The sequence below is a fragment of the Deltaproteobacteria bacterium genome (genome assembly GCA_016180845.1).
Taxonomy (GTDB): domain Bacteria; phylum UBA10199; class UBA10199; order JACPAL01; family JACPAL01; genus JACPAK01.
In genome coordinates this window covers 1-11,668 of record JACPAK010000004.1, presented here as the reverse complement: position 1 = coordinate 11,668, position 11,668 = coordinate 1, and the positions used below count along the sequence as shown (strand labels likewise).

Genomic DNA, 11,668 nt, shown 5'->3' with positions numbered 1-11,668 from the left:
CTTCTATGCGGAGCATGATTTGCACGTGGCATCAGATGAGTAAACAATCCCCACCACCGCACCATAAACAAGGTGACCGATCAGACTTCCAAACGCCGGGGTGAAGGCACCCGAAAAGAATCCCATCCCCATCATCGGCATCACGACAATCTGGGCCATGAGCCATGGGGCGATCCCGTAAAGGGCGCCTCGCACGACGGCAGGTCCGGGGAGTTTCCCCTGAAACAGGGCATAACCAAAGGCGAGGATTGTCCCGATCATAAAGTGGGCAATCCATCCGAGTGTGGCTGAACCTCCCATGACACCGGCCAGCATCCCGGCGATGTCCATCTTCGGTAACCCCATCATCGGCGCACCGAAGGTGGCAACGATGGTGATCGCCACCGTCCCCAAAATCCCTGCCAGAATCCCCTTCTTGATATTGATCTTCATAAGTCCCCCTTTTCTTTGGTTTCTATACGCTTTGATGCTGGGGATAGGAAAAAGTCTTGAGAGATTTTGTCTTCCCATTCCTTGATATTTTGTTAGATTTCCAGCCCCTGTGGAAAGTCTTCCAAAATCGCGAGATTTTCAGTCAGCCGCCGCATCTAACATCAGTGAGAAGGATCTGATTCGGGGCCTTCGCGAGAAGGCCGACTGGGCCTTTCGCGAATTGATCTCCCGCTGGTCGGATAAACTGTACCGGCTTTCACTCCAGTTCTTGAAACGTCCGGAGGAGGCCCAAGAGATCGTTCAGGAGGTGTGCTTGAAGGTGGTGGAGAAGATCGCAACATTTGAAGAGGCCTCGTCGCTCTATACGTGGCTCTACCGGGTGACGGTGAACGAGTCGTTGATGAGGCTCCGGCCCAACAAGGGGAAGGTTCAGGTCTCGTGGGAGGATGCCTTGCCAAAATATGAAAACGGCATCCATCTGGAAAATTTCTCTGACTGGGCAAAACTTCCCGACGAGAGATTTGCCGAAAAAGAATTTCAGGAGTTTGTTCAGGCGTCGATCGAACTCCTCCCCGATGACTTGAAGACCGCCTACCTCTTGAAGGATGTTGAGCAGCTGCCGGAGGATGAGGTCTGCAAAATTTTGGAACTGACCAAACCGGCAATGAAGAATCGGGTCCATCGGGCACGGCTTTTTTTGAGGAAGAGGATTGAGGGAAAGTATGTCCGTTAAGCACAAAATGATCCGGGCGATGTTTGGCCTCATGGGGCTCCCCACTTGTGAGGAGGTAGAACAGTTCGCCTACGACTTTTTAGAAGGGGTCCTGGATTCATCGACGATGAAGGCGGTCGAGCGGCACCTCAAGGCTTGCAAAAACTGTCAGCGCTTCATAGCGGCCTATCGAAAGACCGCCTCGTTGGGAAAAACATTTCAGAAGCCGACACTCGATCCGGAATTCAAGGAGAATCTCTTTGAGTTTCTCGCGCAAAAGGCGGGAGGCAAGGTGTGACCGATGAAAATCACCGCCTCCGATCAAAATATCAGATCACCTCGTGGTTCTATGATATTTTGGATTATCCGTGGGAGCGGCAATATCGAAAGTGGCGGCCGGAGATTCTGAAAGATGTCGATGGTCGTGTCCTGGAGGCCGGGGTCGGAACGGGACACAACCTGCGCCATTACTCCCCATCCGTGAATCTCACCGCCATTGATTTGAGTTCAGGAATGCTCCGACAGGCACGTAAAAGGAGGGGTGTGGCTCAATGCAAGGTCGACCTCCAAGAGGCAGATGCCACAAGCTTAAAGAGATTCGCCGATGGAACCTTCGACTGGTACATCTCGACCTTTATGTATTGTGTCATGCCCGACAGTCTTCAACCGCTGGCTTTGCGCGAGATGGCGCGGATTCTCAAATCGGGAGGACGGTTCCGCCTGATTGAAATCCTCTATTCCAAAGACCGCTCGTTACAACTTCGACAAAAACTCCTGGCCCCCTTTGTTGAACTTGTTTACGGGGCACGGTTCGATCGTAAAACCTTGGATCACATTCGTTCTACCAAATCGCTCAAGGTGACCCGCACGACCTATTTGAAGGCAGATACCTATCTCTTGATTGAAGGGGAAAAAATATGAAGACCTGCTACTGCCATATTCCCCCTGACCTCCTCGTGAAGATCGTTCGGGAGAAGTTTATCGAGAAGACTCCGACGCTGACACTCCTTCAAAGATATTCCGGCGATCAAGAAACCGAATATGTGAGCACCATCGCCCTTCTCGATGTCCCGGAGTCAGAGGTCAGGGAGATGCTCAAAGACCAACCTCAATTCCTTGCCCATTTTCTCGATTGCCGAATCCATGCGAGGGAAGTCCTTGAGGGAAAACTTCCCGACCTGAAAAGACACCTCCGGGTCAATCTGTAATTTCTTTGACTACCTTTACGATATCTCCCAGGCAACAGGTCTTCTTTGGGTTGACAGTCTCGCACCGGCAATTGCCGGACTTGATTTGCGCCCTTAAAAATCCGGTATTGTTGTCTTTTCTGTTTTTCCGATCTCCTGCTCAATATCCTCACGAAAGATATGGAAACAGTAGCAGATCGGCGGTGAATTATACCTCTCTTTTACTGCAGACGCTGGGGCTTGAGCCGTCTCTTTGTCGCTGATTTCACAAACTCCTTCGGCGCATTTTTCTGTCATGGTTCCCTCACGGTGCTATCAAATGCGGCCCGATCAAAAAGATCGCCGCCAATGCCGTCGAGATCCACAAGAGAATCCTCGTCCATTTCTGACTTGCAGGGCTACAAAGTTTAGGATTCTCGCAAACTGCCTGTTTCCTTCCATAAACGAGATAAAAGGCGGTTCCCAATAAGAGGATGGTCAGAATCGTAAAATACTTCTGATAGGGAATGAGCACAGAGGCAAAACCAACAGTCCCCGTCAGTCCCACCAGAAGAAGCGGCAAGGCACAACAGGAGCCAAAAAGGGCGGCCGCACTCGCCCCGACGGCGGTGATTCGTGTCAGCTTTTGCATTTCTTTTCTCCTCTTCTTTGACCCGCCGACTCGATGATTTCACAGATACAGGTCGTTTTACTCTTGCGAACCGTTTGCCAATTTCTAAGAAGCCCTCCGATTGTTTTCTTAAGCCGACCCATCTCCTCAATCTTTCGATGCAGGTCGCCGACTTTCGTCTCCAGGAGCTTGACCACATGTTCGCAGGGCTTTCCTTTGAGCCTCTTTGCATCGATGACCTTTTTGATCTCTTCGAGAGTGAGGCCCAGTCCTTGCGCCGTTTTGATAAATCGAATCAGATCAACGGTTTCCTTGGGATACATCCGGTATCGGGAGGTGGAACGAGGGGCTTGCGGGATCAACCGCTCTTTTTCATAGTACCGGATCGTCCAGGGATCGACGCCGCCCTGCTTTGCCAATTCTCCAACGAATAAACCCGAACGCATGAAGGTATTATAAACCTTTGAGCTGGCTCTAAGGTCAAATTGTTTTTTTAAAGGGTCGCCCAGATCAAAGAAAGACACGAGAAGGGGTCTAGCCTCAACGAGATTCGTCGCTATTTGCTGTTTTCAATACCGAATGAACTTTCTGTGCAGACACTTCCTCCGTGGTCTGAGTCATTTCAGTAATAAGACTTGCGGCCCATCCGTAGACGTTATGTTCTATGACTTGTGCCTTCATGCGGCCGATCCGTCTTTTTTGTTCTTCCATCGGCATCTCAAGGGCCACCCGGATGACCTCCGCAAAATCGGCACGAGAATAAGGGTTCACCTGCAAGGCATCCTGAAACTCACGCGCCACGCCAGCAAACTCGGAGAGAATAAGAACTCCATCTGTTTTTTCTCGTGCCGCGACAAATTCCTTGGCAACGAGATTCATCCCGTCTGAGAGAGAACTGATGATGCAAACATCAGCCATTCTAAGAAAGGTGTAAACCGTCTCGGCATCGTGATGTGATTTGAGAAAGAGAATCGGTTTCCAATCCTCGGTTCCGTGCCGCCAATTGACCTGCTCCACAAAGGCTTCAACTTCTGTCACAAATTCCCGGTAGCGTGGAATGTGAACCCGGCTAGGGGCCGCAAGTTGCACAAAGGAAACCTTTCCGCGATAGGCCGGATATTTTTCCAAAAACCGATCAATTGCTCCGATCCTCTCCGGTATCCCCTTGGTGTAATCGAGCCGGTCAACACTCACGACCAGACGCCGAGTGTTCAACTCCAATTCCTTTCGCCACATATTTGCCTTCTCGCGAAATACTTCATCTGAGGCGATTCCTCGCTCCGACCACGGCTGAACCCCGATCGGGAATGGCTTGACTGTCGTTAATCCTTCCTCGTGGAGGATGCCCGGTCGATCCCAATCAATTCGCACCGGGAGGAGACTGTTTACAGTATCAAGAAAGTTGTTACAGAACGATTGCAGATGAAACCCGACGAAGTTTGCCCCCAATATCCCTTCTAATATCTCCCGCTTCCAAGGACAGATTTGAAACGATTCGGGTGTAGGCCAGGGGATGTGCCAAAACAAGCCAACCACGGCATCAGGTCGCCGCTCACGAATCAACTTTGGGAGCAGGGTAAAATGGTAATCCTGGACGAGAATAAACGGTCGTTCTTTGCCGCATTCTTGCACAACGGCATCAGCGAATTTCTCATTCACCTTCCTGTAATACTGCCAGTCCTTCTCCTCAAAATGCGGCCGGTGATGGGTGAGGTGACAGAGAGGCCAGACCGCTTCGTTGGAGAAACCATAATAGTACCGCTCTTCCTCCTCCCGCGTGAGCCAGATTCTTCTGAGTGTATAAAGAGGGGACTGCGGCGGGACCAGGATCTTGTCTTCGCTATCCACAAAATCGCGGTCTTCCTCCCCCGATCCGTGGGCGATCCAGATGCCAGAGGTCGCCCGAAGGACAGGATCAAGCGCCGTGACCAGACCACTTGCCGGGATGATGACCTGCGGTTGACCCTCTTGCCGAACATGCATGTACGGTTCCCGATTTGAAACGACGATCAGTGACTTGTTTCCAATAGAAGATGTAGCGTGGGCCTTCAGACGGGCCGCGGTCCAGAGATTGCTCACCTGACTTGCCTCCGAAACCTCTTTGGCCGTCTCCTTGGCCGCCCTCAATCGGGCGGTCAGCTTTTCAACCTCTCTGGAGACAGGCCTCAAAAGAGATTCGGTGGGAGGAGAAAGGTTCTCTTCGGTCTTTGACGATTTCATCCAGTCGAGGAGATGGGCAACCGATCTTTGAAATGAGCGACGCGAAGCAAGATAAGTTCCGACGGCAATGACAATCGCCAAAATGGCGAGGGTAAGCGTCATCCAGGTAACAGCCGACATGACCCGTTTTGTAATGTAGGTGGCGTCATGAACGATGGTGAGAGTACCAACAAGGGAACTAGACCGATCTTTCAATGGAGTGACCAACCGATGAAGAGACTGGCCCCCTGTTTCATCCAGAAGCACCGCTTCATTTCCGCTCTGCAACGTTGCCATGACTTCATCGTTACAGGTGAAGATGTCGGAGAGCGTTGATGATCGAGCGATCAACTTCCCCTCAAGATCGCAAACCATAAGTCCAAGGGTGCGACCTTGTCCCTCCAATCGTTCCGCAACATCTTCTTCATCAACAGCGGGAGGATTTTTCAGGATGCGGATCGCAGGGGGTGCGAGGCTTTTTGCGATCACACGGGCGCGTCGATTGAGATCATCCCGAAGGCTGTTCTGTTCCCGCCGAAAATGACCGAAGGAGACGGCGACGGCAACGACCAGCAAAGATCCAACGATTAAAATCCAGAAACGGGAAATCCTCATAATGTTAAAATTCTCTCCTTCAACAGATCCCGAACCCTGCGGATTCGCCCCTTCACCGTTTCAGTGTCACCGGGATCAGATGCTGGATCGGGAAAAGCCCAAAGCATTTTGTGATCCATCTGTAACATCCCTATTGCTTCCCATGCCGGTTCGGCAAGGACAACTACCTGATCAAACTGCTTCTCCTTCACTTCCGCAAGCAGCTTCGACCGCTGATGTGAGATGTCGATTCCGATCTCCTTCATGACCTCGATCGTAATCGGGTTTAATTCACCAGGGTAGAGGCCAGCACTCATAATAGAAAAATGGGTTGGAAGGAACACTCGCGCCATACCCTCTGCCATCTGACTCCGACAGGCATTGTATTCGCAAACGAATAGAATTTTCACGGAAGAAAGAATAGCAAGGCGACGAGTATATGTACAAGGGGAAAAGTATAAGGACAGCTTTTAGCCTGCTTTTTGTAGGAGAATAACGGACAAAAACATCAGGTTTGCGCCGATATCATTAGGACACACTTTTCCTTACCATTCATCGCGTATGAAATGGATATCTCCAGGCTTTGTCCTACTGGGGTGTTTCCTCTGCCTTGGGGAGGGTTGTATCAGTCCAGGACCGCATCTTTTCCTCTCTCGGGAGGAGACAGCGATTTCTCCGGTGCCTCCGATACCTCCGCCCACAGAGCCAGGGTTAATCCCTCCTTTGAGCGGCAGTCATCAGCTCGTTGGAAGTTTGGGTCAGGTGAACTTCTCAGGTGATGTTTATAGAGGGACAGGGGGATCTAGTTTCATTTTCGGGGGAGAAAGTCGAGGTGACCGCTATCGGATGTTTTCCCCTTCGCTCAGTCTTGGGGCCCAAAGTCTTGCGGGAGAGAAGGGGGGTCAGGAATGAAGATCAAGATCCTCATCTTCCTTTTCCTTCTACTTTTTCCCCTTGCTGCCCTTGCAGGGACACGGGATCGGCTTTTTCACCAGGGTTTTGTTGTGGATGAAGAAGGGAACCCGCTCGGTGGTTTTTTGGAAGTCACCTTTCGTCTCTACCCTGATTCCAGTTCGGCAGATCCCGTTTGGGAAGAGGCACAGAATCTTTCTTTTGATCAAGGTGTCTTTACCGCAGAATTAGGGGCGACTGTTCCATTTCCCGTGGATCTCTTTGAAAATGAGTCGCTTTACCTCGGTGTTCAGATTGAGGGGGATCGGGAGTTTTCTCCGCGTCTGGCAATCTTTAGCATTCCCTGGTCCCAGAGGGCCGATGTGGCTGAAATCGCGCTTTCTCTCGCGGAGGATATTATTACGAGCGAGAATATCGGGGCCGGTGTCATTGAGGAATCCGATATCGGGACGGGGGCTATCGGTCCGACCCAACTCGCCTCTTCGGGAGTGACTCCGGGGACATATACCTTAGCGACTATTGTTGTGGATGGCGATGGTCGTATTACCTCGGCGGCGAATGGGATGGTGAGCAGTGGGACAGGTGATATCACGGCCGTGACGGCAGGGACGGGTCTCAGTGGGGGTGGGGCATCGGGTGATGTGACGCTCAGTTCTGTTCTGGGGACTTCGATTGAATCTTCGGAGATTACTGATGGGACGATTACCAGTGCCGATATCAGCACGGCGGCCGGGATCACTGATACGCAGGTTTCGGATACCTTGACCGCCTCGGATCTCGTTGCCGGAAGTTCTGTCGTTTCCGATGCCGAGGTGGATAACAATCTGACACTTTCGGGGGGGACGATCAATAATTCAGTGATCGGCGGGACAACCCCAGCGACAGGAACTTTTACCCTTGTGACAATTGATGGGACGACTGCTGATGGTCTTGTCCTGATGGCCTTTGGTACCGACGCGGGACAAACGGCAGAGCTCAGGTTTCGCGAACTGGAGGCGACCGGTTCCAATTATGTCGGCCTTAAGGCGCCCAACGATATTTCCGCGAACCAGATCTGGACCTTGCCTTCCGTCGACGGAACCTCTGGTCAATTTTTGAAGACAAGTGGCGCCGGCGTTCTCTCGTGGGACACCCCCTCAGGGAGTGGTGGTGATATTACGGATGTGACTGCGGGGGCCGGTCTGACGGGGGGTGGGAGCACCGGCAGTGTGACACTCGATGTGGGGGCTGGTAACGGTCTTACGGTTGCCGCTGATGTCATCGGAATTTCTGCGGGAGGGGTCACAACCGCGGAGATTTCTCTGGATACGATTCTTGCAGCCGATATCGCGGCGGATGCAATCGGCAGCTCTGAAATTGCGACCGATGCCGTTGGGTCAGCGGAGATCGCAACGGATGCCGTCACGACGACTGAGATTGCGGCGGACACGATTACAGCAGGAGATATTGCGACTGACGGTGTCGGATCGGCAGAGATTGCGACGGATGCTGTCGGAAGCGCCGAGATTATTGCCGATGCTGTTGGGGGCTCGGAAATTGCGACCGATGCCGTTGGTGGGTTAGAGATCGCTGCGGATGCTGTAGGCAGCTCCGAAATAGCCACCGATGCCGTCGGTTCCGCAGAGATCGCTGTCGATGCTATCGGGGCTTCCGAACTTGCTGCCACTACGGTGACAGCGGGAAGTTACACCGTGGCGAGCATTACAGTCGACGCCGACGGAAGACTCACAGCGGCCTCAACAGGAAGCGAGACCGGTGATATTTCTTCTGTCGGTTCCTGTACAACCGGTGATTGTTTTATTGATGGGACGAATCAGAACCTGACATTCGAGGGGGCGACCACCAATCTTTTCGAAATTGTTCTTTCGGCTGGGGATCCAACGGCAGACCGGTCGGTGACATTACCGGATGCGAGCGGTGAGTTCTCGGTTTTGGGACAGACGATCGAATCAGGCGAGATCACCGATGCAACGATTGCCGCTGCGGATATCGGGACCGATGCGGTCGGGAGTGATGAGATCGCTGCGGACGCTGTGGGCAGCTCTGAAATAGCCACCGATGCCGTCGGTTCCGCAGAGATCGCTGTCGATGCTATCGGGGCTTCCGAACTTGCTGCCACTACGGTGACAGCGGGAAGCTACACCGTGGCGAGCATTACAGTCGACGCCGACGGAAGACTCACAGCGGCCTCAACGGGAAGCGAGACAGGTGATGTTTCCTCTGTCGGTTCGTGCACAACCGGTGATTGTTTTATTGATGGGACGAATCAGAACCTGACATTCGAGGGGGCGACCACCAATCTTTTCGAAATTGTTCTTTCGGCTGGCGATCCAACGGCGGACCGGTCGGTGACATTACCGGATGCGAGCGGTGAGTTCTCAGTTTTGGGACAGACGATCGAATCAGGCGAGATCACCGATGCAACGATTGCCGCTGCGGATATCGGGACCGATGCGGTCGGGAGTGATGAGATTGCAACGGATGCGGTTGGGAGTACCGAGATCGCTGCGAATGCGGTTGACGCCTCCGAGTTAGCGGCGACGGCAGTGACCGCTGGGAGTTACACGATCGCCTCGATCACGGTGGATGCGGACGGGAGATTGACCGCTGCCTCATCCGGATCGGAGACAGGAGATATATCAGCGGTAGGGGATGCAACGACGGGGGCGGCGTTTGTTGATGGGACAAACAATGGAACTGAGCTGGTCTATGAAGGGGCCACCGTCAATACCTTCGAGAATCGATTGGCCTTCACGGGCGATCCGGGTGCCGATACGATTGTGACAATTCCGAATGAGACGGGGACCATCGTGACGTCGGGGACGAGTGCGGGAGGGGATTTAACGGGGTCATATCCAAATCCGACGGTTGCTGACAACTCTGTGGATGGGACCGATATTGCGCTCGGTTCCGATGCGCAGGGGGATGTCATGTATTATAGTGGTACTGATTGGGTCAGGCTTGCTGCCGGAACCTCCGGGCAGTTCCTCCAAACCTTGGGAACAGGGGCCAATCCCGCCTGGGCCACCGCTTCGGGATCGGGTGATATTACAGCGGTTGGTTCCTGCTTGAGTGGCGATTGCTTTATTGATGGGACGAATCAAAGCCTGATCTTTGAAGGGGCGACTGCCGATCTTTTTGAGATCACGCTCTCCGCTGCTGACCCGACCGCCGACAGATCAATCACATTACCCAATGCCGCTGGAGAGCTTTCGGTTCTGGGACAAACGATTGAATCAGCGGAGATCACGGATTCGACGATCACGACCGATGATATCGCAGCGGATACAATAGCGGCGGCCGATATTGCCGCGGATGCGGTCGGAACCTCGGAGCTTGCTTCGACTGCTGTCACGCCGGGTAGTTACACCGTCGCCTCGATCACTGTCGATGCGGATGGTCGACTTACATCAGCCTCTACCGGTGTCGATCGATCGTTAATCAGTGGCCGATCGAGTGTGTCACTTACGGCCAGCACCACCTGCCATCCTTATGGTGGGGTTTGTGGTGCCGCGGAGGCCTCTCTTGGCACTCATATCCCCTTTGCCGCGACGCTCAAGAATTTGAACTTTTATATGAGTGCGGCTCAGGCATCGGGGGATACCTGTGTGCTGACCGTACGCAAGGCAACCGGCTGTACCGGTGTCTTTTCTAATACCGCACTGACCTGCTCGATCTCAAACAGTCAGACGTGTGCCGATGCTGTTAATACGGTAGCGATTACGGCGAATGATTGTATTGATATCTCATTTACGGAATCAGCAGGTACCTGTGCCGGTTTTTTAAGTTGGTCTATCGAAATGACGGTGCCATAAGACAGGCAGGAAGGGAGGACTGTGAGAATGACGAAGCAATTTCTTTGGCGAGAAGTAAGGTCGTCCCTGTGCAATATCAAGCTGGCTACCGAGATCGTGATGACGGACAAACGTTCGGGGCCACTGTCGCCGGACCAAAAAAGGGCGCTTGAATTACTCCAAAAGAACAATGATCGACTGGCCCGTGTGGTGGAGATCCTGATTCAACTCCAGAAAATGGGGCCTGAACCGATGCATCGGTCGATTCGAGTTTGGCATGAAGGGAATCTTCTCCTAGGACGGCCGACTTCTCCAGGACAGCAGCGTGGTTACCACCGTCATTAATAATCCCCAACCATAATTTCAACCCGCCGATTTAATTGTCGCTCACTGGGTGTGTTATCGGCTGCCACCGGGCGATCGGCATTGAATCCGAAGGTCATAATCCTGGAGGGATCGATCCCTTCCCGAACCAGAATCTCTTTTACCGCCTCCGCTCGTTGAAGTGAGAGGTCGACATTCTTGGAACGATCTCCAATGTTATCGGTATGTCCCTCCACGGCGATCTCTTTGATTTCCGGATGCTCACGCAACAGCGCAGCCGCCTTGCGGATCCATTGCGTGGATTCCTGGCTCGGGTGGTTGGCACCAACACTAAAATAGGCAGTGGTATGGATATTTTTTCGGAGCTCCTTCTCTTTGATCCGATGACGTTCCCGCTTCTTCTCTTTGTCTCCAATAAAAATCTCGACCCGTCGATTCAGTTGTCTTTCCCTGCGTGTGATATTCGGCGCAACGGGACGGTCGGCATTGAAACCGGCTGTAACGATTCGTGAAGGATCAACCCCTTCGCGGATAAGAATTTCTTTGACCGCTTCTGCCCGACGGAGTGACAGGGCCAGATTCAGCGTATGACTTCCGGTGTTATCGGTATGTCCTTCGATCCTTACAGGTTTCACCTCCGGATGCTGCTTCAAGAGGAGTGCGACCTCACGGATCGGTCCTAGAAATTCCGGTGTAGGGTCAATGCCCCCCACTCCAAAATAGGCGGTCGCCTGTGCCTTTTCCTTTAATTCCTTCTTGCTCAATTTTTCTTTTTTGATCTTTTTTGCCTTCTCTTTCTTCGGCGCTTCTTTCCTTAATTTTTCCAGTTCTGCCTTTTCTTTCTTGATCTTATCCGCCAATTGTTTGGCCTCTTGATCTTGTTTCTTCAGTTCCTCTCTCTCCT

General features: G+C 52.6%; 13 protein-coding genes. 6 read left to right on the top strand and 7 right to left on the bottom strand.

Features of this window, described 5'->3' with window-relative positions; translation table 11 throughout:
* Positions 1 to 3 precede the first annotated feature (3 nt).
* Entirely contained in the window at positions 4 to 432 is a 429-nt protein-coding gene (locus HYT76_07055) for a hypothetical protein (protein MBI2083314.1), read from the bottom strand.
* A gap of 109 nt (positions 433 to 541) precedes the next feature.
* Here HYT76_07055 and HYT76_07050 point away from each other — a divergent pair, with 109 nt between their 5' ends.
* From HYT76_07050 to HYT76_07035, 4 genes are read left to right on the top strand one after another with little or no spacing between them, the layout of a single operon-like run.
* Positions 542 to 1,165, top strand: coding sequence for a sigma-70 family RNA polymerase sigma factor (locus tag HYT76_07050; protein MBI2083313.1), 624 nt, complete (start codon positions 542 to 544; stop codon positions 1,163 to 1,165).
* A complete protein-coding gene (locus tag HYT76_07045) occupies positions 1,155 to 1,442 on the top strand; it encodes a zf-HC2 domain-containing protein (protein MBI2083312.1) in 288 nt (95 codons plus the stop codon). The genes HYT76_07050 and HYT76_07045 overlap by 11 nt, the downstream gene beginning before the upstream one ends.
* The gene (locus HYT76_07040) at positions 1,439 to 2,065 is read left to right on the top strand and encodes a class I SAM-dependent methyltransferase (protein ID MBI2083311.1); all 627 of its coding nucleotides are present in this window, start codon (positions 1,439 to 1,441) and stop codon (positions 2,063 to 2,065) included. The genes HYT76_07045 and HYT76_07040 overlap by 4 nt, the downstream gene beginning before the upstream one ends.
* A complete protein-coding gene (locus HYT76_07035; GenBank protein MBI2083310.1) occupies positions 2,062 to 2,352 on the top strand; it encodes a hypothetical protein in 291 nt (96 codons plus the stop codon). The genes HYT76_07040 and HYT76_07035 overlap by 4 nt, the downstream gene beginning before the upstream one ends.
* 93 nt (positions 2,353 to 2,445) lie before the next feature.
* Here HYT76_07035 and HYT76_07030 read toward each other — a convergent pair whose 3' ends face one another.
* The 5 genes from HYT76_07030 to HYT76_07010 all read right to left on the bottom strand — a co-directional run bounded on the left by HYT76_07030 (position 2,446) and on the right by HYT76_07010 (position 6,144).
* Entirely contained in the window at positions 2,446 to 2,628 is a 183-nt protein-coding gene (locus tag HYT76_07030; GenBank protein ID MBI2083309.1) for a hypothetical protein, read from the bottom strand.
* Positions 2,629 to 2,635: 7 nt separating this feature from the next.
* Positions 2,636 to 2,962, bottom strand: coding sequence for a hypothetical protein (locus tag HYT76_07025; GenBank protein MBI2083308.1), 327 nt, complete (start codon positions 2,960 to 2,962; stop codon positions 2,636 to 2,638).
* Positions 2,950 to 3,387 (bottom strand): MerR family transcriptional regulator, encoded by a 438-nt coding sequence (locus HYT76_07020; protein ID MBI2083307.1) that lies wholly within the window; start codon positions 3,385 to 3,387, stop codon positions 2,950 to 2,952. The genes HYT76_07025 and HYT76_07020 overlap by 13 nt, the downstream gene beginning before the upstream one ends.
* A gap of 94 nt (positions 3,388 to 3,481) precedes the next feature.
* Entirely contained in the window at positions 3,482 to 5,755 is a 2,274-nt protein-coding gene (locus tag HYT76_07015; protein MBI2083306.1) for a trehalose-6-phosphate synthase, read from the bottom strand.
* A complete protein-coding gene (locus HYT76_07010) occupies positions 5,752 to 6,144 on the bottom strand; it encodes an arsenate reductase ArsC (protein MBI2083305.1) in 393 nt (130 codons plus the stop codon). Before HYT76_07010 ends, HYT76_07015 begins: the two co-directional genes overlap by 4 nt.
* Before the next feature lie 498 nt (positions 6,145 to 6,642).
* Here HYT76_07010 and HYT76_07005 point away from each other — a divergent pair, with 498 nt between their 5' ends.
* Together HYT76_07005 and HYT76_07000 are read left to right on the top strand one after the other, a co-directional pair.
* On the top strand, positions 6,643 to 10,461 hold the full coding sequence (locus HYT76_07005) for a hypothetical protein (GenBank protein ID MBI2083304.1): 3,819 nt from the start codon (positions 6,643 to 6,645) through the stop codon (positions 10,459 to 10,461).
* A gap of 27 nt (positions 10,462 to 10,488) precedes the next feature.
* Complete coding sequence (locus HYT76_07000; GenBank protein MBI2083303.1) at positions 10,489 to 10,785, top strand: hypothetical protein; 297 nt, start codon at positions 10,489 to 10,491, stop codon at positions 10,783 to 10,785.
* Here the strand turns inward: HYT76_07000 and HYT76_06995 are convergent.
* Positions 10,782 to 11,668: OmpA family protein (locus HYT76_06995; GenBank protein MBI2083302.1), on the bottom strand; the 887-nt coding region annotated here is incomplete at its 5' end. The two genes, HYT76_07000 and HYT76_06995, sit on opposite strands and share 4 nt — an antisense overlap.

Coding starts and splice junctions, on each gene's coding strand:
- HYT76_07055 (MBI2083314.1), bottom strand. CDS start 432: ATGAAGATCAATATCAAGAAGGGGATTCTGGCAGGGATTTTGGGGACG.
- HYT76_07045 (MBI2083312.1), top strand. CDS start 1,155: ATGTCCGTTAAGCACAAAATGATCCGGGCGATGTTTGGCCTCATGGGG.
- HYT76_07035 (MBI2083310.1), top strand. CDS start 2,062: ATGAAGACCTGCTACTGCCATATTCCCCCTGACCTCCTCGTGAAGATC.
- HYT76_07030 (MBI2083309.1), bottom strand. CDS start 2,628: ATGACAGAAAAATGCGCCGAAGGAGTTTGTGAAATCAGCGACAAAGAG.
- HYT76_07025 (MBI2083308.1), bottom strand. CDS start 2,962: ATGCAAAAGCTGACACGAATCACCGCCGTCGGGGCGAGTGCGGCCGCC.
- HYT76_07020 (MBI2083307.1), bottom strand. CDS start 3,387: ATGCGTTCGGGTTTATTCGTTGGAGAATTGGCAAAGCAGGGCGGCGTC.
- HYT76_07015 (MBI2083306.1), bottom strand. CDS start 5,755: ATGAGGATTTCCCGTTTCTGGATTTTAATCGTTGGATCTTTGCTGGTC.
- HYT76_07005 (MBI2083304.1), top strand. CDS start 6,643: ATGAAGATCAAGATCCTCATCTTCCTTTTCCTTCTACTTTTTCCCCTT.
- HYT76_07000 (MBI2083303.1), top strand. CDS start 10,489: ATGACGAAGCAATTTCTTTGGCGAGAAGTAAGGTCGTCCCTGTGCAAT.